This is a genomic window from Acinetobacter sp. A2, assembly GCF_012371325.1.
Lineage (GTDB): Bacteria > Pseudomonadota > Gammaproteobacteria > Pseudomonadales > Moraxellaceae > Acinetobacter.
This window is the reverse complement of the sequence record NZ_JAAZQX010000019.1, coordinates 26,102-51,826: the sequence shown is the minus strand read 5'-3', so window position 1 is coordinate 51,826 and position 25,725 is coordinate 26,102. Positions and strand designations below refer to the sequence as shown.

Sequence of the window (25,725 nt, the reverse complement as noted above, 5' to 3'; positions counted from 1 at the left end):
TGAAGCAATGTACTATGATAAGATTAACCCGTTAGGTCAGGTGGCCTAACTTAAATAAAAAAGTCTCCGACAAACCCGGTACGGTTCAATACCTCTAGAAAGGCAGCAAAGTCTATATTGAGGGTTCATTGCGTACACGGAAATGGAAAGACCAGCGGTGCAGATCGGGAAGTCGCAGAGATAAAGGCAGATGTTCTGCAATTGCTGTGATGTATTTCACTTTCCGACCAACTGCAATACAAGTGAGAAATACGCCGTTCTATAATACGTTTATAAATCGCTGTAGTTTTTTAGTTTTGCCCATACCCCCCAGTATGGTTTTTTTTGGCTGTAATTCGATATTCAAGTATTACCGAATAGTTGAAACTACGTTAGATTGTATTAGATAAGCAAAGACTAATTAGACAAAACCTTAGACATGATTTAGCTATTTTTAGCTATAACTGTCTGTAGTTTAGTTGTTTTGTTTTGGCATTTTTACAGACAAATATTTAGTGAATTAGCAAAATATTCCACTTGGTTATGTAACGGTTTTAAAATTTCCGTGTAACACTTTTAAAATTCCCGTGTAACAGAACCCGAAAAAGTATGTATTGAACATAAAAAAAAGCTCAAAAAAAGTATGTATTGAACAGGGGCCTCTGCATGTATTGAACATAACTTTTCCTGAGTAACGGTAGACATGAGTAAAATTTAATCAATATTTCGGATTTTCTATTCAAATAGTATATAAAACCAGCTTGGTCAGCCTTCAAAATTTAGGACTAGCAAAATGTATCACTGTTAAGTATGTAATAAAAAAACAGCCGTGATCGAATACATGAGTATTCTTATGTAAACCTACCAGTTATTCTTATTCAAATCCTGCCACTCATTTTGGATAGTAGTAGGCCATTGATTTTCTATTCAAATAATTCAAAACAAAATATCCAAATTTGAATCTTGAAGCACAATCTTAATCTGCTATAATTTGTACATCAAATTGATGTACTTGTTGGGTGGGATATGACTAACTTAGCAACGGAACGAATTAATATTCGTTCAACAGTAGATGCAAAAAATGTAATTGAACAAGCTGCGAATTTATTGGGACTCAGTGTAAGTTCCTTTATGCTTCAATCCTCATTTGAAAGAGCAAAAGAATTACTTAAATCTAATTATGAGTTAAAAGTAAATAATGCTGATCGAGATATGTTAATGAACATACTTGAGAACCCACGCCCTGCAAATGATGAGATGAAAAAATTAATGAGTTTATTAGATGAAAATTGAGGTTTTACAAGCCCATCATCAGAAAAAATCATTTAATTGCGGGCAAGATGATTTAAATAAATTCATAAAACAGTATGCATCCCAACATCAGAAATCAGGAACAAGTAAAACGTATGTTGCTATTGATGATGATCTACAAGTGAGAGGGTTTTATTGTTTATCCAGCACATCCATAGGATTTGATGTAGTTGATACTGTGCTTACTAAACGATTACCTCGTTATCCGCTCCCTTGTGTAGTTGTAGGTCGCTTTGCCGTTGATCAAACCGTTCAGGGGCGAGGAATTGGGAAAGTGCTTTTAGCCCATGCTCTTAAACAAGTTTCAACAGTTGCTCAAATTATTGGTGTTAATTTTGTTGTAATACATGCTAAAGATAAAAAAGCGATGGAGTTTTATCAGCGTTTCGGCTTTATTTCATTAACATCAAATCCATTAACATTAATATACCCAGTGAGTGAAATACCTAGTTTCAATTGAAAGTGGTCTACTAGCAATAGGAGTGACTGGTAAACTGCTTACAGGAATTAGTGGCTGATTTATCCAATAATCTGCAAATACATATACACTTAATTAATTTTAAACTTCAGAAGTTGAAAATCATCAATCTGAACTTTTTTAGCTTTAAGTAAATCCTCGCTTTTGCCATCTACAACCCAAGACGGCGCGCTTAACTTGAACTGTCTTGATACGATTTGCTCCACACATAATCGCTGATTAGATAGAGACATTACCAAATGCGTTACCCTGGTTTTGTACATCGCCGTAGGTTATTACATTCTCTGAAATCCCCTGCACTCTACTGGTCTTATCTTTTGCTACTAGGTCTAAATATAACTTGTCATTGACCCAAAAAAATCAGGGATCATCACATCCACTACGGTAGAACAGATCCCTGAATTTATATAGCTGGTTTTGGAGTGTTACAGAGTTATTGGGGGTGCTTAAACATTTAAATAAAATAAATAGATGGCTAAAATTAATTTTTAAATTTTTAAGTCCTTATAATTTCGAATACATAATATTCAAAGTATTATAAGCAATAGAAAAGCCCTTTAAAGGTATGGTTTCTTCGTATTGACCAGACCATTCGTAGAAACGAGTATAAGCTGTATTCCCTTTTTTCATTTGTTCAATAATATTTAGTGTTTGCTGACCTTTGAAAAAGTTTCGAGACCTAAGTGCAGGGGCTTTATCGATCCGTATATATTGGTATTGTGTAGGATTAAGTTGCTTTAACTCCTTACTTACTGAGAACATCCAACCTGTCTTAGAAGATCGGATAAACATCATTTCATATTTACCCATTAAATATATCTTTTCATCTGTAATACGATCTTTGGAACAATTTACTGTCCAATAATCATCATCTGTGGCAGATTCATCATCCATATCGGCAAATAAGGCTACATCACTACCAAGTAATTTAAAGAACTTTACATTATTGGAGAAATATTTTTGTTCCGCATACTCTTGCGATTCAGGTAAATACCAGATTTCAGAATCACCATATATTTTATAGCTACTTTTAATTCCTAATGCTTTGTATTCTTTAGGATCAATAAACATAGGAACTTTTTCCGCTGCTTCTTCCGCTTCTTTTGCAGTAACTACAACCTTCTCTTCTACATTACCAAATGAACCTTCAGCCAATGTCCGTGTTAATTGATCAATGCGATCAGCTGATACACTGTTAGGGTTAGTATCTAATTCAACTAAGTCTGCATTTGTTAATTGGAAGCTAAAATAAGCAATAGACAATATGAAGCAACGGCTAAAAAGTGGCATTGTTATATCCAGAAATAGAATTAATCTCTCGGAACATTTCAGTAAATTGAATGTTCAACTAAATTATTCTAACAAACTTAATACTTCAATTACCCGTGGATAATGAGATTAAGTCCTTAAAGGCCACCAATCTATATCCACCGTCAAAATCATCTTGTGCTGGTAAGGGATCATCTATAAATCCCATCCAGGAATCAATGGTATTGTCATCAGGATGAGTGTAAATCGCCGTTGCGCCGTTGCGATCTGTTAGCTCTTGAGCACCATCAATCTCCATTTCAAAGCCATTCCACTCATACCCCATTTTAAATAACAGTTCTTGGGCTTTATCAAACTCTTCATCTGTTGGCGTGGCTATACAAAGTCGTTGCATCATTCTTAATTCAACTCTTATCAAAGGCTTAAACCAATTTTTATAAAAATCAGTACAATTGTAGTAATATCAACATAATAGAGGATAGTTATGGAAAAAATGAAATATTAGCTTACAAAGTGGTGAAATTAATTATAAGCACACAAATGAGTACATGCGAAACAATTTTTACTTATATTTTTCTTTAAAATCAATAGTTTAATATGTTGGTTTGGTGCGCTCAGCGGGACTCGAACCCACGCCACAGGCTTCGGAGACCTGTACTCTATCCAGTTGAGCTATGAGCGCGCGCTGCACATCATAACAAAAAATTGCTCAAGGTAAAGCAACTATATATAAGTTGAACAATTTTATGCTTATGCTTTAAGCAATGTTCCAAAGTTGCAACATAGAATTCCATGCTGCTCACTTGGTTTATTGCGCAAGATCGCTCACAATAGTTGCTCTATTCCTCAAGTGAGAATTTCATGACTGATGCATTGACGTTAAGGGACGTATCGAAAACCTATCGAAATGGCTTCCAAGCGCTTAAGGGCATTAATTTGAGCGTACCTGAGGGTGAGTTTTACGCCCTACTTGGGCCAAATGGTGCAGGTAAATCTACAACCATTAGCATCATCAGTTCTCTCACCAAAAAAACTTCAGGCACAGTAGAAATTTTTGGTCATGATCTAGATACACAGCCATCGCAAGCCAAGCAGTGTTTGGGTGTTGTTCCGCAGGAATTTAACTTTGGTCAGTTTGAAAAAACCTTTGATATTTTAGTTACTCAAGCAGGTTACTACGGTATTCCAAAAAAGATCGCAGAACAACGTGCAGAAGAATATTTAGAAAAACTTGGGCTTTGGGATAAACGCGCCACTCAAGCCCGCATGTTATCGGGTGGGATGAAACGCCGCTTGATGATTGCACGTGCCATGATGCATGAACCGAAATTACTGATTTTAGATGAACCAACTGCAGGTGTTGACATCGAATTACGTCGTTCTATGTGGGATTTTCTCACGGAGATGAATGATAAAGGCACCTCTATCATTCTGACCACACACTATTTAGAAGAAGCAGAAATGCTGTGTCGTCGCATTGCGATTATTGACCGTGGTGTGATTAAAGAAGACACCTCTATGAAAAACTTCCTCAATCAACTGAATGAAGAATCTTTTATTTTTGATTTGGCTGAACCCATTCAACCGATTGAACTGGACATCATTGGGGTTCGCTTTAATCTAATCGATGCTGTGACTTTAGAAGTCACGATGGATAAAGCCCATAGCCTGAACGATTTGTTCCAACTGTTAGAAGCACAAGGTATTCGGGTGCGCAGTATGCGAAACAAGTCGAACCGTCTAGAAGAGTTATTTGTCAAAATGGTCGAAAAGAATTTAGATGGAGCTGCGCAATGAATTTTACCCAACTGCGTATTGCACTCTACACCTTAGTTCATAAAGAAATTCGTCGTTTTATGCGGATTTGGCCGCAAACCTTATTACCACCTGCCATCACCATGAGTTTGTACTTCGTAATCTTTGGTAATTTGGTTGGCTCACGTATTGGTGAAATGGGCGGCTTTAGCTATATGCAATTTATTGTGCCTGGCTTAATTATGATGGCTGTCATCACCAACAGTTATGCCAACGTATCTTCAAGTTTTTTTAGTGCAAAATTCCAAAAAAGCATTGAAGAGCTGATTATGAGTCCTGTACCTTTACATGCCATTTTATGGGGCTATGTATTGGGTGGCGTCTGCCGTGGTGTATTGGTCGGCATTATTGTGACAGCAATGAGCCTTTTCTTTACAGACCTTTATATTACCAATTGGTTCGTGACTATTTATACTGTTTTAATCACCTCCTTTTTGTTTTCTTTAGGTGGCTTTATTAATGCAGTCTATGCCAAATCTTTTGATGATATTTCCATTATTCCAACGTTTGTTTTAACACCCCTGACGTATTTAGGCGGTGTGTTCTATGCAATTAGCGCTCTCAGTCCATTTTGGCAAAACTTATCTTTAATTAACCCAGTCGTGTATATGGTCAATGCGTTCCGTTACGGCATTCTAGGTCATAGCGATGTAAACGTGACGATTTCACTCACAGTGATTACACTATGCTGTGCCGCGCTGTATGGCATCGCCTATCATTTACTTTCTCGTGGCTCAGGAATGCGTGAATAATGAGTGTTGAACAATCTCTCCTTGGTAAAGACACCAACTACCCAACCGAATATCAACCCGATATTTTATTCCCTATTTCACGTGCGGCTGCACGTGAAAAATATGCTGACGTTGAAGGCATCCAACTCGGTCAGGACTGGTGGCACGTTTTTGAAATTTCTTGGCTAAATGCTGAAGGTGTCCCTCAGGTTGCGATTGGTCGTATTAGCTTACCTGCATCCTCGCCTAACCTGATTGAATCTAAATCGCTAAAGCTTTACTTCAACAGTATGAACTTTACCCGTTTTCAATCTCCTGCCAATTTTATTGAAACGGTAGAGCATGATTTAACTGCAGCAGCAGAAGCACCAGTTACGCTAACGCTATTTCAGGTTGATGATTTAGCCATCAGTCAGCCTGAGGGCATTTGCATAGATCAACTTAGTCCTGAACGCTTGGAGCAACATCCTGATCCAAGCTTATTACAGTTTGATTTAGAACAGGCAGAAGATGTAGAGGTACAACTTTACTCTCATTTATTGCGCAGTAATTGCCCAGTCACTGGACAACCTGACTGGGGTACAGTTTTTATCCGTTATCAAGGCAAAAAACCTTGTTATCGCAGTATTTTGGCTTATATTATTTCATATCGTCAGCATAATGGTTTTCACGAACAATGCGTGGAACAAATGTTTGCAGATATTTGGCAAAAATTTGCACCAGAAAAGTTGATGGTATATGCAACCTATACACGTCGTGGTGGTTTAGACATTAACCCATGTCGTGTATCGGACTTAACATGGATGCCTCGCCCTATTCGTTTAGCGCGACAATAAAAACATTGAGGTTTTACAATGCCATTTTTTGGATTTATTCCATCTGCAGAATTATTAAATACAATTGAAACTGCACAACAGAAAAAAAATTCAAGTGAACCGCTGTACCCGCTTCGTGACAAAACAGCACTCATGATTAATGATGAAATCATTGATGCAATTTTAACGGAGTTGGTACGCCGTTTTCCTGCCAGTGATAAGCGTGACACTGCCGAAAAACTTGCGGGTTATATCAAATCTACCGTTGCGGTATTGCTTAAACAATTATTAAGCAAAGCACCGAATGATGTCGTCAAACAATCGATTGAATTTTCTGAGCGTAGTAGCTTTAAAGATGCGGCAGGCAATGCACGCATCGGAGAAACACTAGATGCGAGTTTGGTGACCAGCCTTAAACACAACTATGCCGAAATTCAAGCAGGCAATGAAGTCAATAAAGCGGCTTTAACTGAACTGTATAAACAGTTCGCAGAAGCGACAGTACGTCACTTTATGAGCGACTTTAATAAAACCTTAGATTTAGGCATGATTAAACGTAAAGCTGCAGATATCGGTGCTGCTGCGGTAATTAAAGCCGTTCATATTGCTGTTGATAAAATCATTCCAAATCTTAACAAAGAAGAGCTGATGGTATTAGCGGAATATCACGACACTTTATTCCATCCTTAATATAGATACGTACATACATCTTAATCATGTAATGAACTGACAAAATGCCTGATTTCGATCAGGCATTTTTATTCGGAGAATAAATACTGTCAAATCTGTCCGTTTTTAGACAATTGCAGCAAGTTTTTGTGATGCGTTTTAACTTTGTTACAAATCCTGCGCGCTTTTTACACATTCTTTGTCTATTTTTGTATAAGTTTTTACAAAGCAAGCGCGCTTGAATGCTATCTTAGCCGCTGACTTCGCTTTAGCGCTTTAAGGTCAATCTAAGACCTCTTCTTCTATATAAGTACAAACTTATTTACTGCATATAAATAAGTTGTGCAAATCATCAATTTGGAATTTTGCCCAATATGTTCAAACTTGATTTTTATAACAAACTAAAACGTGTTTCTTTACTGATCGGTGCATTTTCTATCACCAGTTTCTGTCAGGCCAATGATTTTCAGCAACATCCGTCTTATGCCAGTTTTAAACAAAAAACGATGCAAACTTATGGCTTGAGCGAAGCGCAAGTTGACTGGGCAATGAATGGTTCTAAAAATTTACCCAATATCATCAATATTATGAACCGTCCAGGCGAAAGTAAGCCTTGGTATGCCTATAAAACGAATTTCCTTGCAGAAAGCACTATTCAGCGTGGTGTACGTTTTAAACAGCAGTATGCAGATACACTCAATCGTGCTGAGCAGCAGTTTGGTGTGCCTCAAGCCATCATATTAGGTATATTGGGCGTAGAAACAGGCTTTGGCAGCAATAAAGGTTCATTTATTACTCGTGACGCTTTAGCAACGTTAGGTTTTGGCTACGAACGTCGTGCTGAATACTTTAAAGATGAACTCGCTGCACTCATTGCATGGTCATATAAAGATGGTATTCCAACCTCTTCTGTGGTCGGCTCTTATGCAGGTGCAGTCGGCTACCCTCAATTCATGCCAAGCAACATTCCAAAATTTGGGGTGGATTATGATGGCAACGGTCATATCGACCTTCGTAATTCAGCAGTAGATGCGATTGGCTCAATTGCAAATTACTTGGCACAGCATGGCTGGCAGCGAAATCAACCCATTGCATTTGCAGCACGTTATACAGGTAACAATCCTGACAGCGTGATTGCCAAAGATTTAACCTTACCTACACCTTATGGTGTCTTAAAATCGCAAGGCATCGCACCGCTGAATCCTATTGTACAAATAGATGATCTGGATTTGGTGAATGTCATTCAATTGCAAGAGAATTATGGGCCAATTTACTATATTACTTACCCAAATTTTCAGGTGATTACGACCTATAACCGCAGCCGTATGTATGCAACTGCGTTATGGTTACTCGGTACTGAAATTGCCAGCCGATAAACCCCACACCCAAACCAAACAAGTAAAGTCAAGAAATATTTTTGACAATTTGATCACAAAATCATCTTTTTAAATATATTGTTACAATATTGATTATTTTTTAATCAAACAAAGTTGTTTTTTGGTACTTTTTGTCATTATTTTCGTATAAAGACTAGACACCTTTGGTAAGGGATGAATATTATCCATTTCGTCAAATGTAGTCAAAAAAGTGAAATTACAGACAGGATTACCACTATTTCAATCAGTTAAGAGCGAAATAAGTTAAAAATTCTGTCTTCAGGAGTTCAAACCATGCATAGTTCACTTAAATACTTACTTGCACTTTCTGCAGCTGTTGCCCTAAGTCAGTCGCAAGCTGAAATGGTGCAATCATCATTCAATAATGACAATGAGTCATCTAGCCTTGCTGCACGTGTACTCAATAAAGAAGCTCAAAGTTTTAATTCACATTTCTCAAATTTAAACAGCCTTTCAATCACCGAACGTTCAGGCGACCAAATTCGTCGTCAAACGATTGCAGCGAAAATTGAAATTCCTGCAGAAGAACCTTCAGTGATTGAGAAGTTAAACACTGTGGCTTCAAATACTGTACGTAAATTTAGCCAAACAGGTATGGCGTCTTGGTATGGTCGTCAATTCCACGGTCGTAAAACTGCAAGCGGTGAAACATTCGATATGAATGCAATGACCGCAGCACACCGTAGCCTACCGCTCAACTGTTATATTCGCGTGACCAATAAAAACAACGGCAAAAGCGTTGTTGTAAAAGTAAATGACCGTGGTCCGTTCCATGGCAACCGTGTACTTGATCTTTCTTACGGCGCTGCGAAGCAATTGGGTATTACCAATGCAGGCGTAGGTAAAGTGAGTATTGAGCGTGTTGAAGGTCCTAACTCTTAAAACTTCGCTTTACTCCTGAACATTTGACAAAAAAAGCCACTTTATGTGGCTTTTTTAACATCTAAGCTTTTTGCCCTTAAATCTTAGAGCAAAATATAGATCTACCCCCTTATTCACCACGCTATACATTTGACCGCTGCATCGTTCTACGCTATATTTTATTCAGTCTAAAAATAACAATGAATCGTTTTCTACAGGAGTAGAGCATGAAGACTGTAACAGAGTGGTTTGATGAGTATAGTGAAAGCCATCAAAATAAAACCAATAAACTTATTCATTGGGTATGCGTACCCACAATCTTTTTTTCAATTGTGGGTATTCTGGCGCATTTTAGCGCGCTACTCACCACGTTGCTGTTAGTCCTTAGTTTTATTTTTTATGCGCGACTCGATTTAGTTTTAGCTGTCGCCATGGCGGCACTCATGCTGGTGATGGCATGGTTAATTTATATTTTACCTGTAGGTTCTGGTTTCTATATTGCCTTGTTTGTTCTGGCTTGGATTGGCCAGTTTTATGGACATAAAGTAGAAGGTAAAAAGCCTTCATTCTTTAAAGACGTCCAATTCCTTCTCATTGGCCCAATTTGGTGCATGGATGCATATTTAGGTAAAATCCTACCTTCTTGGCAAACACGGCAAAAAACGAGCGATTTGCGCGTTTAAACGCTATATCCAATTAGAATAATCGGAAGAACCTTTATTGATAGGTTCTTCCTTGGTGTTTTAACCATCCACTCACATGCTTATCGGCTGGGTCATGATGCGTCCAATGAATTACCCCACCCTTGTCTGAATATTCATATTCACCAAAAAACTCAACCTTATCGTCTTTTTGAATATTGGCTATACGAGGCGCCAAATCAATATTGTGTGCCACTAAAAGTGTTTGTTCATTGCTAAGTTTCAAGATAAATTTTTGATGACGTGAACCCTCATTATCATCAGGTAAAATTGCAATTACCCGACCACTAGCACGAACTTGCACATCACGCTGTTTTAGCCGAAATGCTCGCTCAATCTTGGCAACATCATCTGACCCATTTTCATGCTTAAAAGGTGTTTGAGCATCCTTAGATAGAGTAGATTTTGTGCTTTCACTTGAAATGGATGGGTCATGGCGTGTTTCAGTTTGAAACTGCTGTAAATCTATGCCAAAAAATGCTGCAATTAAAATAACAATAATTGCACCAACACCTAAATTCTTTTTATTTGCCATATTGTCATCACACTTTTAGTCTAGTTTGCATTTCGATATTTATACCCGAACACCGCTCATAAAAAAGCCCCAAATAAACTTGGGGCTTTTTTACAAAATATTTTACGACAGTAAAATTATTTCGCAGCAGCTTGAGCAGCAGCAACTTCTTCAGCGAAGCTCATTTCTGCTTTCTTCTCAATACCTTCACCCACTTCAAAACGAACGAATTGAGCAACTGTAGTACCTGTTGCTTTTAATACTTCAGCAACTTTCTTCTCGTTGTCAATTACGTACATTTGACGATCAAGCGCAACTTCGTTCAAGTATTTTTCTACTGAACCAGTTACCATCTTCTCTACGATGTTTGCAGGCTTACCAGATTCGATTGCTTTCGCTTCTGCAATTTCTTTCTCTTTTGCGATAAGATCAGCAGGAACTTGCTCAGCAGTAACAGCAACTGGGTTGAATGCAGCAACGTGCATTGCAATGCCTTTACCAGTCGCAGCATCACCTGTATAAGAAACAACAACACCAATTTTTAGACCGTGCTTGTATACAGCAAGGTTTTCACCTTCAACGATTTGTGCACGACGTACTTGGATGTTTTCACCAATTTTTTGAACAAGGGCAATACGTGTTTCTTCAACAGTTGCGCCATCTTCAAGTTTAAGCTCAGCAATTTTAGCAGCATCAGTTTCGTTTGCAGCCAATGCAGCAGCAGCAACTTTTGCAGAGAAACCAGCAAAGTTTTCGTCTTTAGCAACGAAGTCAGTTTGGCAGTTTACTTCTAAAAGAATTGCTTTGTTGCCTTCTTGAACGATAGTGATTGCACCGTCAGCAGCAATGTTGCCTGCTTTTTTAGCAGCTTTTGCTTGACCAGATTTACGAAGGTTGTCAATCGCTAATTCGATGTCACCGCCTGCTTCTGTCAATGCTTTTTTACATTCCATCATTGCTAGACCAGTACGATCACGCAATTCTTTAACCATGCTTGCTGTAACTGCAGTCATGTTAATCTCCTAAAATCGGTAGAAAATGAATTCTCTTTTTAACAGAAACGGCCCAGAGGGTGTCTCTTGGGCCGTCTGCATACATGACGCTTACTTTGCCACCATCACATGTCGCAAAAATGACAAGCTTGCGTCAAAACGCATTAAGCCTCAGAAGCAGGAGCTTCTTCGCCTTTCGCTTGAGCGTTGGCTTGAGTTTGAGCGTATTCTTTACCAGCAATGATCGCATCAGCCATTGCAGAAGCATAAAGTGTTACTGCACGGATCGCATCGTCGTTACCCGGAATAACGTAGTCTACGTTGTCTGGGTTAGAGTTTGTATCAACGATACCGATTACAGGAATACCTAAGTTTTTCGCTTCTTTAATTGCAATTGCTTCGTGGTCAACGTCAATTACGAATAATGCGTCAGGTAAACCACCCATGTTTTTCACGCCGCCTAAAGCACGCTCAAGTTTTTCCATTTCACGGCTACGCTCTAAAGCTTCACGTTTAGTAAGCTTAGCGAAAGTACCGTCAGTAGATTGAACTTGAAGATCTTTTAAACGGTTGATAGATTGGCGAAGTGTTTTCCAGTTCGTCAACATACCACCTAACCAACGGTGATCTACATATGGTTGACCAGCACGTTGAGCTTGTTCACGGATGATTGCAGAAGCAGCACGTTTAGTACCTACGAACAAAACTTTGTTCTTTTTGCTAGCCAAGTTGTTAGCAAAGTTCAAAGCATCATTTAACGCTGGAACAGTGTGTTCAAGGTTGATGATGTGAATTTTGTTACGCGCACCAAAGATGTATTGACGCATCTTTGGGTTCCAGAAACGTGTTTGGTGACCAAAGTGTGCGCCAGCTTGAAGAAGGTCGCGCATGCTTACGTTGTAATCTGCCATTTTCTTTACCTTAAAGTTTGGGTTAGGCCTCCATATATCCGCATTCTCCACCCCAAAGGGCACCCAGAGTAATGTGACGATATATGTGCGGATTTTGTTGCCCCATCGCACAATGCCCGCGAAATTTATTCACGAAAAAGCATTTGATAAAATGGGCGGCTATTTATACCATAGTCACATATAAATTTCCAAAAGTTTTTAGAGATCATGAACAGTACTTATCAAGCGCCTCGTCGATTAATTAAAACCGCAGATGAAATTGAGAAAATGCGGGTAGCGGGACGACTGGCAGCGGAAGTTTTGGATATGATCAAGCCACATATCAAACCGGGTGTAACCACACTTGAGCTTGATACGATTTGTCACGATTATATTGTCAATGTACAAAATGCCATTCCAGCCTGCCTGGGCTATGGTGCAGCCCCAGGTCGTCCAGCCTTCCAGCATACCATCTGTACTTCGGTAAACCACGTGGTGTGTCACGGTATTCCATCTGAAAACAAGACATTAAAAAAAGGCGATATCCTGAATATTGATGTCACGGTCATTAAAGATGGTTACCACGGCGATACCAACATGATGTACATCGTTGGTGGTGAAACTTCTATTCTTGCCAACCGTCTATGCAAAGTAGCACAGGAAGCTATGTACCGCGGTATGGAAGTTGTAAAACCGGGCGCGACCATTGGTGATATTGGCCATGCCATTCAGAAATATGTCGAATCTGAGCGCTTTAGTGTGGTGCGCGAATATTGCGGTCACGGCATTGGAACAACCTTCCATGATGAACCGCAAGTGCTGCATTATGGCCAGCCAGATACCGGCATGATTTTAGAAGAAGGCATGACCTTTACCATTGAACCAATGGTAAACGCGGGTGTTTGGCAAACCAAATTACTTGGCGATAAATGGACCGTGGTGACCAAAGATCACAAACTTTCAGCGCAATATGAACACACTATTTTAGTGACTAAAGACGGTCTGGAAGTCCTGACTGCACGTCCTGAAGAAGACCTGTCACGTTTCCAGTCTTAAGCTGTCATTGGCGTAAAAACTAAAAAAATTGTCAGAAAGGTCACATTGATGTGGCCTTTTTTATCGCCTAAAACTTCAACTTAAAATAAATAAATCAAATACTTATATCAATATTCAGGTTTCATCCCTAAAAACCGTATTACCATTTCTAGCTACACAAGTCATAAATAAGTCACAGAGCAGCAAAGTTATTTCAAGAATGTTACAAATGTAATAAAACAATCTTCTTCAAAAACAACAGTCTTGCTTTATCTAACTATTAAATAATGGCCCTTATAAAAACGAGCAACAAATTGGACATGGAGTCCCTTATATGAAGAAGACCTTATTATTTGCCAGCACGCTATTGGCCTTACCTGCTGTTTCTTATGCCTCACCGTATTTTAGCCTGCAAGATGGTGATGGTTTTAAACGTTTTTCTGTATCAGTGGGTGCTTTACATGTGATGCCACAAGGTAAAGCGCAGCCATTCAAAGTTAATACTGCTGCCTATGAAGGAATACAGTCTGACGTTGGAGAAATTTCATCGCAGGCAGTCATTGATAACCGCGTAGAAAATTCATCTGGTTTAGCGAATTGGTTAATTGATTTAATTAATGGCATCAATCCAGATAGTACCTTACCTGCGTTCATGAGCGGTACAGCACAAGTTTATGGCCTAGAGAACTGGACGAATCCAGGCACTGGATTAGAGGCTGATGATGTTACCACTTTAGGCATTATGACCAACTATTTTTTTACCGATAATATTTCGTTTGAAATGAAAGCTGGCATTCCACCTAAAGTAGACTTACAAGGTAAGGGAAAAATATATGCTCCATTCAGTGCTATAGCTTCCCCACTTGTGGGCTCCATTGAGTTAGACAATGATATTTTTATTACGGATTTAGAAGCACATGGCCCTGCCGCTTCAGCTCGGGCATGGACGCCTGCTTTTGAATTTCAGTATCACTTTGGCAAGACTGGCGTAAATAAATTCCGTCCTTATGTTGGCGTAGGCTTAATGTATGCTTATTTTAATGAACTGGAAATTAATCCACAGACTGAAAAAGACCTGATTGCTGCAGGACATATGATCGCTAATATTCTGGATAATAAAGCCGGAGCATCACTAGATGGGTCACCGAATGACAAAGCCAATCCTAAAGTCAAAGTTGAAGCAACAGATGCCTTTGCTCCAGTAATCACAGCAGGCTTTACTTATGACTTTAATGAAAAATGGTTTGCGGTTGGTTCGCTGTCCTATGCACATCTGCAAAATGACACCACCATTACCGTGACCGATGCCACACATGGCGAACTTATTCGTTCTAAGGCCGATATTGAAGTGAATCCGATTCTGGCCTATGCCGGTATTGGTATCCGTTTCTAGGCTTTAATTTTCAGTCCATCATCAGGCAGCCTTTCGGGCTGTCTTTTTTGATGCAGCCATAAAAAAATTTTATCTTTTATTTAATTTTTATTCTATCGCCTCCCACGCGGCAATCTACTAACATAAGCAGGTCTTTCCTGGCTGCCGGACTTTTTATGTCAGATACCCGTTTTTCCAAAGCCCTGATTTATATGCTGATGGGAAGTGCCATTATTCTGGCGCTGTCATTGGGGGTACGACATGCCTTTGGCCTGTATCTGGTGCCAATGAGCCATGAATTTGGCTGGGGGCATAATGTCTTTAGTCTGGCTATTGCCATGCAAAACCTCATTTGGGGTGCAGTCCAACCCATTACAGGCGCTTTTGCAGACAAATACGGCAGTAAAATTGTGGTGGCCGTAGGCGGTGCGCTGTATACCATTGGCTTATTACTCATGGCCGTCAGCTCAACAGGCTTGTTGCTAAATTTGAGCGTGGGTTTAATTTTAGGTCTCGCTTTATCTGCCACTTCATTTCCTGTACTACTTTCAGCAGTTGGTCGTGCGGCACCACCTGAAAAGCGAAGCCTTGCGATGGGTATTGCCAGTGCAGCAGGCTCTTTTGGGCAATTCATTATGCTGCCATCGACCTTATTGTTATTACAAAATGTTGGTTGGTCGGGTGCTTTAATTGTCAGTGCTATTTTAATTGCATTGATTGTTCCTTTGGCATGGATGCTCAAAGCACCCATGTATCAAAGCCCAAGCTCTGCGTCGTCCACGCAACCAGCTTTGGGATTTAAGCAAATTCTGATCATCGCTAAAAATCACAAACCATTCTGGTTTTTGGCACTAGGCTTTTTTGTCTGTGGTTTTCAGGTGGTATTTATTGGCATTCACTTACCAGGTTATTTAATTGACCATGGTTTTGATGCCACCACAGGAACCATTTTTCTCGCCTTGGTTGGTTTGTTTAACATTGTTGGGACATACACAGCAGGTTGGTTAGGCGGTCGCTATTCCAAAGCACATTTGTTGATGTGGCTGTACGGGCTACGTGGCATTGCGATTATCGCATTTTTAGCCCTGCCATTGAGCATCTGGACAATTTATGCATTTGGCATCATCATGGGCTTATTGTGGCTATCTACTGTTCCGCTAACCAATGGTATTGTGGCCAATATGTTTGGTATCAAATATCTGACTATGCTTAGCGGCATTGTGTTTTTTACCCACCAAGTCGGTTCTTTTTTTGGGGGATGGCTCGGTGGCTTAAACCACGACCTAACAGGCAACTATAATGCAATTTGGATCGTTTCAATTGCCTTAAGCGCATTTGCGGTCTTGGTGCATTTCTGGGTCAATGAGGAGCACGTTATTCATGACTAATTCTTTATTTAATTTTAAAGTGCTGCTCGCACTAGCGGTTATTGTCCTGCTCGTCTTTTCAATTTTTTTATGGATGCAAACGCCTCAACTGTTTGAGTATTTTAATCAGGCATTCTGTGCGCATTAATCGCTTAAGTCACTCGATTTCATTATCAATGTATTAATACTAAAGGAGCAACTGATATAACTTGTTCCATAGACTACATTGCATTTAAACAGCAAATCTATGCAAAATAAGTTAAATGGTTCAAGATCATACATTTATTTAAAAAATAATGTTTTTCATAAGTTTAGCATTTCTTTTAATTTTATCTGATGACTGTTTTTACTTAAATTTTCTTGACCATATACCAAGAAAGAGTAAAAACCAATGAGCAGTCTAAGCCCGCTTTCTCAAGCGATTCACGATGCACCACGTTGGCATCAAGCCGATTCATTACAAAATCCTAATGATATTCAAATACAACCTTTAGCAGGTGCTGCCTTAGGTGCTGTCGTGACAGGGCTAGATGCGAAAAAAGCCCAAACAGGGGCAACTATTTATCGTCTAAAACAAGCTTTGGCACAACATCTAGTTTTGATTTTTAAACAACAACATTTAGATGATTTACAGTATTTAGCATTTGCCAGTTACTTTGGTTCTATTTTCCGTCCAAGTTCAGACAATCCTGTTTTGGGCAGTCAAGCCGACACAGGTACACCGCCTGATGTAGTGCCAGTATCAAATGCTGTTGGGCAAGGTGATTATACGGGACATGCAGAACTTAAACCGCATGCAGACCATCAATGGACACCGTTACCCTCTTTTGCCTCGCTGCTGTATGCCATAGAAATTCCAGAACAAGGCGGACAAACCACGTGGTACAACACCATTAAAGCCTACGATGCCTTAGATGAAACCACCAAAGCGGAGATTGATCACCTTCAACTCATTACATACAACCCTTTTGTGCGTGCGCAAAATACGACTGCGACAGGCAGCTATGGTAATTCACCGCTGTATCGTTTTCATGATCAACCTATTGTTGGTCATGGCTATCCACATCCTTTGGTGAGAGTCCACCCTGAAACTGGACGTAAAGCCCTTTGGCTGAACACCCATTCTGAAGTGGAGTTGCTCAATTATGATGATCAGGCAGGCAGTGAATTAATTGCTCGGCTACGCGCACATATTTTAAAGCCAGCCTTCCGCTACACGCATCATTGGGAACAAGGGGATTTGGTATTTTGGGACAATCAAGTGACCTTACACTCTAGGGAGCCATTCCCTGCCGAGCAACGGCGCTTACTTAAAAGAATTAGTTTGGCGGGTAGCCGACCATTTTAATTTGTTCATCATGCAGATAATCTATCGAGCCATTATTGGACTCAAATAAAATGACGTACCAAAACTAAAACACCAAACGAATAACTTAGAATAAGAAAACCCGTAAAGCCTAAACTTTACGGGTTCTTCTTTTAATGAACTTTAAGCGATGTTGCAGCAACTTAGAATAAGCGGTTCATACCATTTAAAGTTGCTACACGGTAGGCTTCAGCCATAGTCGGATAGTTAAATGTTGTTTCAACAAAATACTTAATTGTATTGTTCGGGCTGTTCATCACGGCCTGACCAATGTGAATAATCTCTGCAGCATTATTACCAAAGCAATGCACACCCAACACTTCTAAAGTATCACGGTGGAACAGAATCTTTAATTCACCTACGGTATCACCCGTAATTTGCGCACGTGCTAAATGACGGAACGACGCCTGACCAACTTCATACGGAATTTTCTCTTCAGTTAATTCCTGTTCGGTCTTACCAATCGAAGAAATTTCTGGAATGGTGTAGATCCCTGTTGGAATATCAGTTACAGGTACCACATTTTCTTCGCCACTCATATTCGCACCCGCACAACGACCTTGGTCATACGCAGCAGATGCCAATGATGGCCAACCAATCACATCACCCGCAGCATAAATATTATCTACTTCGGTTTGATATTGATCATTAACTGTTAACTGACCACGGCTGTTTGGCTTGAGTTCGACATTTTCAAGACCTAAACCATCGGTATTACCTGAACGACCGTTACACCACAGAATTGCATCGGCTTTAATTTTTTTACCACTTTGCAAATATAAAACCACGTGATCATCAAAAGTTTCTAAATGATCAATTTGCTCATTATGGCGAATCAACACACCCTGCGCACGCAAGTGATATGACAGCGCATCGGAAATTTCATCATCCAAATAGCTGAGTAATTTATGCTGTGTATTGATCAAATCGACTTTGTGATCTAAACCAATAAAAATAGACGCATATTCACAGCCAATTACCCCTGCACCGTAAATAATAATTTTTTGGATAGAAAAGTCCAAATCCAAAATTTTGTCCGAATCAAATACACGTGGATGGTTGAAATCTAAAATTTCAGGACGATACGGACGACTACCCGTTGCAATCACAATTTGCTGACAAATAATGGTTTCTTTAATGCCGTCTGCACTAAAAACCAAAACTGTATTTTTATCTTGAATATAAGCACGGCCATGATAAATCGCAATTTCATTGCGATCATAAAAACGTGAGTGCGTTTCAACCTGCTGTTGAATTACTTTATGTGCACTTTGAAGCACTTGCTTCATGGTAAACTGACGCCAGTCACCCATTTTTTTAAACATTGGGTCACGACGGTAACGAATAATATTAGACACCGTCTGACGCAGTGCTTTACTCGGGATTGTACCCACATGCGTACAGTTACCACCGAGTTGTTCACGAATATCTACAATCGCAACACGCTTACCTGATTTGGCAAGTTTCATTGCCGCGCCTTCACCCGCAGGGCCTGAACCGAGAACGACCGCATCATACTTCACGAAAGTTCCACTAACGACCTCTTTTTTACGTGGCATTCAACGCTCCTTTTCTTTAAATCTATCTTTTCAATGGGCCATATTATGACGTAAATCGTTTGAATTTTCTGTATTTAGTGTGCATATATTACGTGATAACCACATTTTTTATATGAATATCGTTTTTACCCAATTTAAGCACAATTTCGTTATAATAATATGCTCTTATGATGAATGTTCGTTGACATTTTACCGTGCATGTTGGAATTGGCATATTTTGCTTCAACATTCTGTAAAATGTAAGCCATACTAAATCTCTCCCCTTCAAAAACAGTGGAAAAGTTGAATATGTCTGCAAACCGTAAACCTGAACAGGGTGTCAAACTCCGTGGTGCTGAAAAAGTCGCACGTATTCCTGTAAAAGTTGTTCCTACGGTTGAAACGCCTCGCAAGCCTGACTGGATTCGGGTCAAAATGACGGCACCTGAAGAAGTTCAACGCATTAAAACCACTTTGCGTCAGCAAAAATTACATACCGTTTGTGAAGAAGCCGCTTGCCCAAACTTACCTGAATGCTTTGGTGGTGGTACTGCAACCTTTATGATTATGGGTGATATTTGTACCCGTCGCTGCCCATTCTGTGATGTTGCCCATGGTCGACCAAATGCGCTTGACCCTGAAGAGCCACGTCACATGGCAGAAACCATTGCCAATTTAGGCTTAAAATATGCCGTGATCACCTCTGTAGACCGTGATGACCTATTAGATGGCGGTGCGCAGCATTTTGTAGATTGTATTAAAGAAACCCGAGCGCTCAGTCCAGACACCTTATTGGAAATTTTGGTGCCAGACTTCCGTGGTCGTATGGATATTGCACTACGCATTATGACTGAATGTCCGCCAGATGTTTTCAACCACAATATTGAAACTGTGCCACGTTTATATAAAGCCATGCGTCCAGGTTCAGACTATCAACACTCTTTAAACTTACTCAAAATGTTTAAAGAATACTGTCCTGATATTCCAACCAAATGTGGTTTGATGGTGGGCATTGGTGAAACTGAAGAAGAAGTGATTGCGTTATTGGATGATCTTAAGGCGCACGACGTAGATTACGTGACCATTGGCCAATATTTGCAACCGTCTAAAGAACATGCGCCAATTGACCGTTTTGTAACACCAGAAGAATTTGAACGCTACACCGCACATGGTCAAAAGCTTGGCTTTAAAAATATTTGGGCAGCACCAATGGTGCGTTCAAGTTATTTTGCAGACCGTCAATACTATGGCGAACCTGTTCCAACTGTACGCCGCAAAGCAGACCCTGCTAAAAAAATTAGCGTGCAAACCATTGAGGCTTAACACTCGCTTATTTCCAAATTTGCGATAAAGCCAAAACAGCCCCGACTTTATGTTCGGGGTTTTTTATACCTTGTGGATATATTAAAAATAGATAGATGTGAATATTTTTTGATGGTCTACGACCAAGTGCGCATGGTGTCATCGCCATAAATTGTTAATCTATGCACTTAATCTATACACCGAGCTCAAACAATAAAACAGGGATAGTAAAATGTCACAACAAGACTATGACAATGGCTTAAAAGTTCGCACTGAAGTCATGGGCGAAAGCTTTGTAAAACGCGCACAGGACAACACTGTACCATTTACCCAACCTTTGCAAGACTGGATTAATGAACATGCATGGGGTTCAACTTGGCAACGTGAAGGTGTGCTACCACGCAAATACCGTTCCTTAATTACTATCGCCTTTTTAACTGCTTTAAAAAGCCCGACAGAGCTTAAAGGACATATTCGTGGTGCGCTAAATAACGGGGCAAGTGTCGAAGAAATTCAGGAAGTCTTGTTACACAGCTTGCCTTATTGTGGCGCACCTGCAACTCAGGAAGCTTTTCGTGCGGCGTTGGAAGTTTTGGCAGAACACACTCCAAATACTTAAACGCAATCTAAATCAAAAAATATAAATACTCGACATTTCACTGAAACTATTCCGTGAAATGTCGATGTGATTGAGTTTTAAATCCAATACACATTAAAGCTATAAAAGAACTCATTTAACTCAAAGCGCACCTGATAACCTAAATCGGTTAATTGTGCCGATAAATTACGAACATCTTCTAAAGGTAAATGTTTTGGCAGCACGGTAAAAACTGCGGTATTGCCCTGCTTGGCATTCTCTTCGATTAAAGACGCCAAACGCTGCTTATATAATTCAATATCTAGCTTGGCATGATCTGAATAAACTTTTGCTTGTTCAGCAGTTAAAAAATTTGCCATCTTATTGTTCTCATTATGACCATGTTTAACATTCAGCATATTGAAACTTGACGATATGGCTCAAGTGATTTTTTGTTATTGTCTGCATAAGTGAAAGATCAACAGACCCTCATTTTAGAAAATAAAATCACACCGAAGATGGCTTTTTCCCGATAGACCTTTTAGGCTATCGCTCATTCAAAAGTTCAAAATTGTGTTGGATGGCGTTATGTCAGAATCTGTTTCTATTCCTACTGCACTAATTAACCGCGCGATTGCTGGGCAAGCTGAAGCTCAGTTTGAAGTTGCCGTGCTGTATATGCAAAGCGATTTTGATGAAGATATTGAACTGGCCGAAGAATGGGCACTCAAAGCAGCCGCAAATGGACATATCGAAGCCATGTACTGGCTGGGTGAAGGCTACACTGTTTATGCCAAAGAGCTACGTGAAAGTGATCCTGAAGAATCGAAAACCTACTTTGAACATGCACACCATTGGCTCAAACAAGCTGCCGAGCAAGAGCATGCTGCCGCAATTTTAGAATTGGCTGGTTTTTACCGTCGTGGCGATGTGGTTGAGCAAGATACAGCTCGCTCTATTGAATTGGTGGAGCAAGCAGCAACACTGGGCGATGTCCAAGCCATGCGTGATATTTCGTTTATTTATGCCAATGGTTTAGGTATAGATGCCAATGAAGAAAAAGCCGATTACTGGACTGAAAAAGCAGAAGCTGCTGAGAAAACTGAATAAGAAATAAGCCGAGTATTTACTACTCGGCTTTTTTAAATCTATCTTATAAATGCACATATTTAACCTGAATGAGCTTTGTATGCTTGCTGCTCATGCATGGTATTTTTTGGGCTAACCGCTTTGACATTATAGGGTAACCCCATAAAAGCCTGATCCTGTTTCTCTTTCCAACGCTTCCAAATAGGATACATTTTGACAAGAAATGTGAGCAGTGCTGCGCCCCCCATAAAATCATAAAAATGTCCAACGGTGATACCGTACCCTTTAAACATCATCATTTGTGCAGCATCACCGCTGAGTAATGAATGAAATCCCAAAATAAGACCAATGGGGACAATCAATAGACCAGTCAGCACCAGCAATAAAATATTACGCTGCTCAAGTTCTTTTTCTGTCATTGCTATAGGCAGCTCTGGATGCACCACCAAATTGACAATTTCACCTTCTTTGTATTGCTGCGGTGCGGATGCATCTCCTTGTAGCTGCCACGTCTGTCCTTTATGTGGATATTCAATCACAGGAAGCTGTACTGTATAGCTACCCCCACCTTTAGGTCGCTGCATGGTTTTTTCTTCAAGAGCCACCACACGTCCAATTACCTTGAGCCCATGTTGCTTAAAAAATTGATTTTGCTTTTTTACCCAAATCACCAAAGTAAGTAAGCCGCAAAAAATAAGCGCAAATAAAATATAAGTCATTGTTCATTCTTCTTTTGTTGAGTTGATCTAGATTCTTTTTTATATATTGTCAATTTCTCCGTCTTAATCAGGCTGCTCTCGTCATTTCTCTTGACTCCTGTGCTATTGATCGACCAAATCCGTGTTTTTCTCCAATGGTATGCCAGTTAAAGCAATTTTAAAGATTTCAGAAAATGCGGATGCTGCTTTAATAACAGCGATAAAAAACATGATAGAAAAAAACAGCTCTGCATAAAACATTGGATGAGCCACTGAAATTTTGGCAAGCTCAATACCATCTTTAAAATACACATTTGCCACCACTAAACCAACAATACAGGTCACAAGACCAATCGCAGTGAAGATATAGCCCACTGCTTTTATTTCCTCAATAAAATGTACGGTCATTGCCGTGTCTAAATGAGATTGAAAAACATAAATTTCAATATTTTGGTTCATTTTTACAGGTGTCATTTGCCCCGAAAATTGATCAACAAAACGACGTTTCTGTGCTTGAAATTGATATTCAATGATCGGAAGTCGGCGACTCGAATCCTTTGTTTCAGATGAAAAATCGACAATACGTCCGTAAATTTTTATCCCGTGTTGCTGAAAAAATGTATTACGCCATAAAATCATAGCGCCAACAAAGGTAAAACAAGCACCGACAAAAAAGACTCCAATAAATGTGATTATTTCAAGCATTGACCTCCCTCCACTCGTTCATTTTCGAAGCACTACATTTTTATATCGAATGGTCTGATCCCTGTTCTAGGCAAATTGCATTATCAGTTAAGCCCCATTTTTTTGTCGCATTGGGCAAGTTGAACATCCATAAAAGGTTTTCACGCTGCCAAAACAAAGTAAAAAACATCACGATAGCAATCACGCCCATCCCGATAAAAAACTTTTCGTCCAATAAACTGATTTTAATGTCGTTAAAATTATCGATGATTAAATGCAGACCTAAACCATTAAAAAGCAGACCTAAACCTAAACAAATAAAAATTAAAATATGACCATCTCTCAGATCTGGCTCACTTCGAACCAAACTCGGATGCTCAGGCTTGAAATGTAATCTGACAAAAGCATCTGTATTTTGATTGTATTGGCGGACGTCATATTCTGCTTCGTATTGCCAAGTTTTACCCTGAAAAACATAGTGAATAATGGGTCGATGTACAATACGCTGGGTTTTACTTGAACTGAATTTTCGAATCTGAATATCGACTATACGTCCCTGCACTTCAATCACATTACTTTTAAAATACTGTGACTGTTGATACAGCACCCATGCTAAAAATAGTGTGCCCATCCCAACCAAGAAAAAAACCAAGCTAATCATGGCTGACGTCCTTATTTTTTAATTTTTAGAACGGCTATAAAAATAGATTAGATTTTGTCATAGCACTTTAATGGTGCAAGTATCGCCAATAATGCGTGTATTTACAAAACTGCTAGATTTTTCATTAAAATTTTTTTGATATAAATCAAAAAATATGTTGTTGATCCTGTTCAAAGTCTTACAGATGAATGCATGGAATATTTACTTTTTCATCTAGGGATGAATGATGCAACAGAAGGAAAATTCCAGTATTTTCAAGTGAAAGAATGATCTGAAATTTTCCTGATTTTTGAATTAATAACGACGTGTGGTATCTAAAAACAAAATATTTAAATCTTGCTGAGGTGTAAATTTTTTCTCTTGAATTTGGAATCTCGTTGGACTGATCTTCTTAATTTTACCATCCCAACATAACGAAATCAGTTCGCTTGCATCACGCTCAATTGTCAATTTAAAATTTTGTATTGGCTTTGCCCAATTGGCACCTGTAGTCAAGATATAACCTAAAGTTGCTATGGGTGCATGTTCCGCATTCTTCTTTTTTAGACCATTTAAAAAAGCACGATCCATACAAAAGTCTTTCGCATCTTGTTCTAAATACATAGCAACTGAACCACCCACTAAAGGACGATACTCATGTTGTACCCGTGTCATTGCTCCTGCTTTAAAGGTCTGCGGCCAGCTATAAATCACTTCTGATGACCACTCTAGTGAACCTTGATTATCAGTAAAATATTTCTTTAATTTTGGATGCTTACATTGTTGTACTTTTTCCCAGTAATAGTCAGAATCACGGACTTTACGTGTCCAAGGATTCAGTAAATCCTGCTGTGTGAAGCCACATTGTTTAAATTCAGTGGTGACATCAACATATTGTGGATTCTGCCAATCACCCAATTGTAGATAAGCACGCACATGCATGCTGGGCTGAATCTTTTTCCCATCGACTTTCACCTGAAAACTTTTCAACAAGCCCTCAGTATCTGCAAAGTCCGAGTCAAAGAAATTTTCCACCTTCGGCAAAGGAAATAAAATATTTTCCTTGATGTCTTTGTTGCTTAAATTTTTAAATTGATAATCAACTTTGATGATTTTTTTACTGATATAGAGATCTTCGCTATACATCTGAATATCTTTATTTTTCAGGTACTGTACGCCACTGGTTGCCACATAACCTGTGCTATCGTTGGCTTGAACCATATTCAACATCAAGCTACCCATTACAATCCCGATGAGGTTGAAAATTATTTTTGTTTTCATCTGATTTTCCCCATTTTTATTATGTTTAACTCTGTTAAACACAATTTCAAACCACTGCTCTGCTGAGAAACAGTGAGAACTTTCAATTTTTTGTGAATCATTTCACCTCAAATCATAACCGATTAAACGCCAAAATCAGGCTCAATAAGAACGACAAATTTCGATTTCTTAATACGATAACCAATTTTCATGTACATGCAGGGCATTTATTGCTTGTTTTTTATATAAACAATTTAAGATTGGAACTAAAACTAAATCCAAGTACAATACCCCGCTAGTCGAGGGATGCTGCGACGTTTTTACAGGCACATAAATGTAAAATCGCTAGGCTCGACCATCGGTTTAAATGTTCAT

The 25,725-nt window shown here is 39.3% G+C and carries 28 protein-coding genes, 1 tRNA gene and 2 pseudogenes; 18 read left to right on the top strand and 13 right to left on the bottom strand.

Annotated features, from left to right (window positions below; genetic code table 11):
* Positions 1–98 precede the first annotated feature (98 nt).
* The 3 genes and pseudogenes from HHA43_RS13315 to HHA43_RS08745 form a co-directional block, all read left to right on the top strand.
* A pseudogene (locus tag HHA43_RS13315) lies at positions 99–210 on the top strand (single-stranded DNA-binding protein); the annotation flags it as partial.
* Positions 211–1,005: 795 nt separating this feature from the next.
* Positions 1,006–1,272 (top strand): DUF1778 domain-containing protein, encoded by a 267-nt coding sequence (locus tag HHA43_RS08750; protein ID WP_004733309.1) that lies wholly within the window; start codon positions 1,006–1,008, stop codon positions 1,270–1,272.
* Positions 1,262–1,750 carry a GNAT family N-acetyltransferase gene (locus HHA43_RS08745; protein WP_004733307.1) on the top strand — a complete coding sequence of 163 codons (489 nt, stop codon included), beginning with the start codon at positions 1,262–1,264 and terminating at the stop codon, positions 1,748–1,750. Before HHA43_RS08750 ends, HHA43_RS08745 begins: the two co-directional genes overlap by 11 nt.
* A gap of 89 nt (positions 1,751–1,839) precedes the next feature.
* On the opposite strand, the pseudogene HHA43_RS13220 reads toward HHA43_RS08745, so the two are convergent.
* The 4 genes and pseudogenes from HHA43_RS13220 to HHA43_RS08725 all read right to left on the bottom strand — a co-directional run.
* Positions 1,840–2,193, bottom strand: a pseudogene (locus HHA43_RS13220) (hypothetical protein); the annotation flags it as partial.
* Between the two features lie 79 nt (positions 2,194–2,272).
* Positions 2,273–3,058 (bottom strand): hypothetical protein, encoded by a 786-nt coding sequence (locus HHA43_RS08735; protein ID WP_168542403.1) that lies wholly within the window; start codon positions 3,056–3,058, stop codon positions 2,273–2,275.
* Positions 3,059–3,143: 85 nt separating this feature from the next.
* Positions 3,144–3,434: a hypothetical protein gene (locus tag HHA43_RS08730; protein WP_168542401.1), complete on the bottom strand. Its 291-nt coding sequence runs from the start codon at positions 3,432–3,434 to the stop codon at positions 3,144–3,146.
* A gap of 209 nt (positions 3,435–3,643) precedes the next feature.
* Positions 3,644–3,719 (bottom strand) — tRNA-Arg (locus tag HHA43_RS08725).
* Positions 3,720–3,898: 179 nt separating this feature from the next.
* On the opposite strand from HHA43_RS08725, the gene HHA43_RS08720 reads away from it, so the two are divergent.
* The 7 genes from HHA43_RS08720 (at position 3,899) to HHA43_RS08690 (ending at position 10,008) form a co-directional block, all read left to right on the top strand.
* Positions 3,899–4,834: an ABC transporter ATP-binding protein gene (locus HHA43_RS08720; RefSeq protein WP_168418075.1), complete on the top strand. Its 936-nt coding sequence runs from the start codon at positions 3,899–3,901 to the stop codon at positions 4,832–4,834.
* Positions 4,831–5,604: an ABC transporter permease gene (locus HHA43_RS08715; RefSeq protein ID WP_168418074.1), complete on the top strand. Its 774-nt coding sequence runs from the start codon at positions 4,831–4,833 to the stop codon at positions 5,602–5,604. Before HHA43_RS08720 ends, HHA43_RS08715 begins: the two co-directional genes overlap by 4 nt.
* Positions 5,604–6,419 carry an NADPH-dependent 7-cyano-7-deazaguanine reductase QueF gene (gene queF, locus HHA43_RS08710; RefSeq protein ID WP_168418073.1) on the top strand — a complete coding sequence of 272 codons (816 nt, stop codon included), beginning with the start codon at positions 5,604–5,606 and terminating at the stop codon, positions 6,417–6,419. Before HHA43_RS08715 ends, queF begins: the two co-directional genes overlap by 1 nt.
* Positions 6,420–6,437: 18 nt before the next feature.
* On the top strand, positions 6,438–7,088 hold the full coding sequence (locus tag HHA43_RS08705) for a hypothetical protein (RefSeq protein WP_168461179.1): 651 nt from the start codon (positions 6,438–6,440) through the stop codon (positions 7,086–7,088).
* Positions 7,089–7,441: 353 nt separating this feature from the next.
* The gene (mltB, locus tag HHA43_RS08700) at positions 7,442–8,443 is read left to right on the top strand and encodes a lytic murein transglycosylase B (protein ID WP_168418071.1); all 1,002 of its coding nucleotides are present in this window, start codon (positions 7,442–7,444) and stop codon (positions 8,441–8,443) included.
* A 294-nt stretch (positions 8,444–8,737) separates the two neighbouring features.
* Positions 8,738–9,346, top strand: coding sequence for a septal ring lytic transglycosylase RlpA family protein (locus HHA43_RS08695; RefSeq protein WP_168418070.1), 609 nt, complete (start codon positions 8,738–8,740; stop codon positions 9,344–9,346).
* Between the two features lie 206 nt (positions 9,347–9,552).
* A complete protein-coding gene (locus HHA43_RS08690) occupies positions 9,553–10,008 on the top strand; it encodes a DUF962 domain-containing protein (RefSeq protein WP_168461181.1) in 456 nt (151 codons plus the stop codon).
* Between the two features lie 34 nt (positions 10,009–10,042).
* On the opposite strand, the gene HHA43_RS08685 is transcribed toward HHA43_RS08690, so the two are convergent.
* From HHA43_RS08685 to rpsB, 3 genes are all read right to left on the bottom strand, one after another.
* Complete coding sequence (locus tag HHA43_RS08685) at positions 10,043–10,561, bottom strand: DUF3465 domain-containing protein (RefSeq protein ID WP_168461183.1); 519 nt, start codon at positions 10,559–10,561, stop codon at positions 10,043–10,045.
* A 116-nt stretch (positions 10,562–10,677) separates the two neighbouring features.
* A complete protein-coding gene (gene tsf, locus HHA43_RS08680) occupies positions 10,678–11,553 on the bottom strand; it encodes a translation elongation factor Ts (RefSeq protein WP_168461185.1) in 876 nt (291 codons plus the stop codon).
* Between the two features lie 143 nt (positions 11,554–11,696).
* The gene (gene rpsB / locus HHA43_RS08675; protein ID WP_168418066.1) at positions 11,697–12,443 is read right to left on the bottom strand and encodes a 30S ribosomal protein S2; all 747 of its coding nucleotides are present in this window, start codon (positions 12,441–12,443) and stop codon (positions 11,697–11,699) included.
* A 207-nt stretch (positions 12,444–12,650) separates the two neighbouring features.
* Between rpsB and map the strand changes: the two genes are divergently transcribed.
* From map to HHA43_RS08655, 5 genes are all read left to right on the top strand, one after another.
* Complete coding sequence (gene map, locus HHA43_RS08670) at positions 12,651–13,478, top strand: type I methionyl aminopeptidase (protein WP_075166964.1); 828 nt, start codon at positions 12,651–12,653, stop codon at positions 13,476–13,478.
* A 313-nt stretch (positions 13,479–13,791) separates the two neighbouring features.
* Positions 13,792–14,850 (top strand): OmpW/AlkL family protein, encoded by a 1,059-nt coding sequence (locus HHA43_RS08665; RefSeq protein ID WP_104473685.1) that lies wholly within the window; start codon positions 13,792–13,794, stop codon positions 14,848–14,850.
* A 155-nt stretch (positions 14,851–15,005) separates the two neighbouring features.
* Positions 15,006–16,217, top strand: a complete 1,212-nt coding sequence (locus HHA43_RS08660; protein ID WP_168461186.1) for an MFS transporter — start codon at positions 15,006–15,008, stop codon at positions 16,215–16,217.
* A complete protein-coding gene (locus tag HHA43_RS13290; RefSeq protein ID WP_266096372.1) occupies positions 16,210–16,344 on the top strand; it encodes a hypothetical protein in 135 nt (44 codons plus the stop codon). The genes HHA43_RS08660 and HHA43_RS13290 overlap by 8 nt, the downstream gene beginning before the upstream one ends.
* A 243-nt stretch (positions 16,345–16,587) precedes the next feature.
* Positions 16,588–17,544 (top strand): TauD/TfdA dioxygenase family protein, encoded by a 957-nt coding sequence (locus tag HHA43_RS08655; RefSeq protein ID WP_154320511.1) that lies wholly within the window; start codon positions 16,588–16,590, stop codon positions 17,542–17,544.
* Positions 17,545–17,705: 161 nt separating this feature from the next.
* Here HHA43_RS08655 and sthA read toward each other — a convergent pair whose 3' ends face one another.
* The gene (gene sthA / locus HHA43_RS08650) at positions 17,706–19,121 is read right to left on the bottom strand and encodes a Si-specific NAD(P)(+) transhydrogenase (RefSeq protein WP_168418062.1); all 1,416 of its coding nucleotides are present in this window, start codon (positions 19,119–19,121) and stop codon (positions 17,706–17,708) included.
* Positions 19,122–19,409: 288 nt separating this feature from the next.
* Here sthA and lipA point away from each other — a divergent pair, with 288 nt between their 5' ends.
* A complete protein-coding gene (gene lipA / locus HHA43_RS08645; protein WP_168461188.1) occupies positions 19,410–20,423 on the top strand; it encodes a lipoyl synthase in 1,014 nt (337 codons plus the stop codon).
* 211 nt (positions 20,424–20,634) lie between these two features.
* Positions 20,635–21,021: a carboxymuconolactone decarboxylase family protein gene (locus HHA43_RS08640; protein WP_104852271.1), complete on the top strand. Its 387-nt coding sequence runs from the start codon at positions 20,635–20,637 to the stop codon at positions 21,019–21,021.
* A gap of 77 nt (positions 21,022–21,098) precedes the next feature.
* Here the strand turns inward: HHA43_RS08640 and HHA43_RS08635 are convergent, their stop codons facing one another.
* Positions 21,099–21,359: a hypothetical protein gene (locus HHA43_RS08635; RefSeq protein WP_104852272.1), complete on the bottom strand. Its 261-nt coding sequence runs from the start codon at positions 21,357–21,359 to the stop codon at positions 21,099–21,101.
* A 208-nt stretch (positions 21,360–21,567) separates the two neighbouring features.
* On the opposite strand from HHA43_RS08635, the gene HHA43_RS08630 reads away from it, so the two are divergent.
* The gene (locus HHA43_RS08630; RefSeq protein WP_168461190.1) at positions 21,568–22,089 is read left to right on the top strand and encodes a tetratricopeptide repeat protein; all 522 of its coding nucleotides are present in this window, start codon (positions 21,568–21,570) and stop codon (positions 22,087–22,089) included.
* 59 nt (positions 22,090–22,148) lie between these two features.
* Here the strand turns inward: HHA43_RS08630 and HHA43_RS08625 are convergent, their stop codons facing one another.
* The 4 genes from HHA43_RS08625 to HHA43_RS08610 all read right to left on the bottom strand — a co-directional run bounded on the left by HHA43_RS08625 (position 22,149) and on the right by HHA43_RS08610 (position 25,332).
* A complete protein-coding gene (locus tag HHA43_RS08625) occupies positions 22,149–22,787 on the bottom strand; it encodes a DUF3592 domain-containing protein (protein ID WP_104852274.1) in 639 nt (212 codons plus the stop codon).
* 102 nt (positions 22,788–22,889) lie between these two features.
* Positions 22,890–23,471: a hypothetical protein gene (locus tag HHA43_RS08620; RefSeq protein WP_104852275.1), complete on the bottom strand. Its 582-nt coding sequence runs from the start codon at positions 23,469–23,471 to the stop codon at positions 22,890–22,892.
* 40 nt (positions 23,472–23,511) lie between these two features.
* Positions 23,512–24,111: a DUF3592 domain-containing protein gene (locus tag HHA43_RS08615; protein WP_104852276.1), complete on the bottom strand. Its 600-nt coding sequence runs from the start codon at positions 24,109–24,111 to the stop codon at positions 23,512–23,514.
* Between the two features lie 294 nt (positions 24,112–24,405).
* Positions 24,406–25,332, bottom strand: a complete 927-nt coding sequence (locus HHA43_RS08610) for a DUF4424 family protein (RefSeq protein WP_167846472.1) — start codon at positions 25,330–25,332, stop codon at positions 24,406–24,408.
* Between the last annotated feature and the right edge of the window lie 393 nt (positions 25,333–25,725).

Bases quoted from the DNA above. Each gene is read 5' to 3' on its own strand.
- HHA43_RS08720 (WP_168418075.1), top strand. From the start codon at position 3,899: ATGACTGATGCATTGACGTTAAGGGACGTATCGAAAACCTATCGAAAT.
- HHA43_RS08635 (WP_104852272.1), bottom strand. From the start codon at position 21,359: ATGGCAAATTTTTTAACTGCTGAACAAGCAAAAGTTTATTCAGATCAT.
- HHA43_RS08715 (WP_168418074.1), top strand. From the start codon at position 4,831: ATGAATTTTACCCAACTGCGTATTGCACTCTACACCTTAGTTCATAAA.
- queF (WP_168418073.1), top strand. From the start codon at position 5,604: ATGAGTGTTGAACAATCTCTCCTTGGTAAAGACACCAACTACCCAACC.
- HHA43_RS08750 (WP_004733309.1), top strand. From the start codon at position 1,006: ATGACTAACTTAGCAACGGAACGAATTAATATTCGTTCAACAGTAGAT.
- mltB (WP_168418071.1), top strand. From the start codon at position 7,442: ATGTTCAAACTTGATTTTTATAACAAACTAAAACGTGTTTCTTTACTG.
- tsf (WP_168461185.1), bottom strand. From the start codon at position 11,553: ATGACTGCAGTTACAGCAAGCATGGTTAAAGAATTGCGTGATCGTACT.
- HHA43_RS13290 (WP_266096372.1), top strand. From the start codon at position 16,210: ATGACTAATTCTTTATTTAATTTTAAAGTGCTGCTCGCACTAGCGGTT.
- rpsB (WP_168418066.1), bottom strand. From the start codon at position 12,443: ATGGCAGATTACAACGTAAGCATGCGCGACCTTCTTCAAGCTGGCGCA.
- HHA43_RS08625 (WP_104852274.1), bottom strand. From the start codon at position 22,787: ATGACTTATATTTTATTTGCGCTTATTTTTTGCGGCTTACTTACTTTG.
- HHA43_RS08730 (WP_168542401.1), bottom strand. From the start codon at position 3,434: ATGATGCAACGACTTTGTATAGCCACGCCAACAGATGAAGAGTTTGAT.
- HHA43_RS08685 (WP_168461183.1), bottom strand. From the start codon at position 10,561: ATGGCAAATAAAAAGAATTTAGGTGTTGGTGCAATTATTGTTATTTTA.
- HHA43_RS08640 (WP_104852271.1), top strand. From the start codon at position 20,635: ATGTCACAACAAGACTATGACAATGGCTTAAAAGTTCGCACTGAAGTC.
- HHA43_RS08660 (WP_168461186.1), top strand. From the start codon at position 15,006: ATGTCAGATACCCGTTTTTCCAAAGCCCTGATTTATATGCTGATGGGA.
- HHA43_RS08655 (WP_154320511.1), top strand. From the start codon at position 16,588: ATGAGCAGTCTAAGCCCGCTTTCTCAAGCGATTCACGATGCACCACGT.
- HHA43_RS08620 (WP_104852275.1), bottom strand. From the start codon at position 23,471: ATGCTTGAAATAATCACATTTATTGGAGTCTTTTTTGTCGGTGCTTGT.
- HHA43_RS08705 (WP_168461179.1), top strand. From the start codon at position 6,438: ATGCCATTTTTTGGATTTATTCCATCTGCAGAATTATTAAATACAATT.
- HHA43_RS08615 (WP_104852276.1), bottom strand. From the start codon at position 24,111: ATGATTAGCTTGGTTTTTTTCTTGGTTGGGATGGGCACACTATTTTTA.
- HHA43_RS08610 (WP_167846472.1), bottom strand. From the start codon at position 25,332: ATGGGTAGCTTGATGTTGAATATGGTTCAAGCCAACGATAGCACAGGT.
- sthA (WP_168418062.1), bottom strand. From the start codon at position 19,121: ATGCCACGTAAAAAAGAGGTCGTTAGTGGAACTTTCGTGAAGTATGAT.
- HHA43_RS08745 (WP_004733307.1), top strand. From the start codon at position 1,262: ATGAAAATTGAGGTTTTACAAGCCCATCATCAGAAAAAATCATTTAAT.
- HHA43_RS08695 (WP_168418070.1), top strand. From the start codon at position 8,738: ATGCATAGTTCACTTAAATACTTACTTGCACTTTCTGCAGCTGTTGCC.
- map (WP_075166964.1), top strand. From the start codon at position 12,651: ATGAACAGTACTTATCAAGCGCCTCGTCGATTAATTAAAACCGCAGAT.
- HHA43_RS08690 (WP_168461181.1), top strand. From the start codon at position 9,553: ATGAAGACTGTAACAGAGTGGTTTGATGAGTATAGTGAAAGCCATCAA.
- HHA43_RS08735 (WP_168542403.1), bottom strand. From the start codon at position 3,058: ATGCCACTTTTTAGCCGTTGCTTCATATTGTCTATTGCTTATTTTAGC.
- lipA (WP_168461188.1), top strand. From the start codon at position 19,410: ATGTCTGCAAACCGTAAACCTGAACAGGGTGTCAAACTCCGTGGTGCT.
- HHA43_RS08665 (WP_104473685.1), top strand. From the start codon at position 13,792: ATGAAGAAGACCTTATTATTTGCCAGCACGCTATTGGCCTTACCTGCT.
- HHA43_RS08630 (WP_168461190.1), top strand. From the start codon at position 21,568: ATGTCAGAATCTGTTTCTATTCCTACTGCACTAATTAACCGCGCGATT.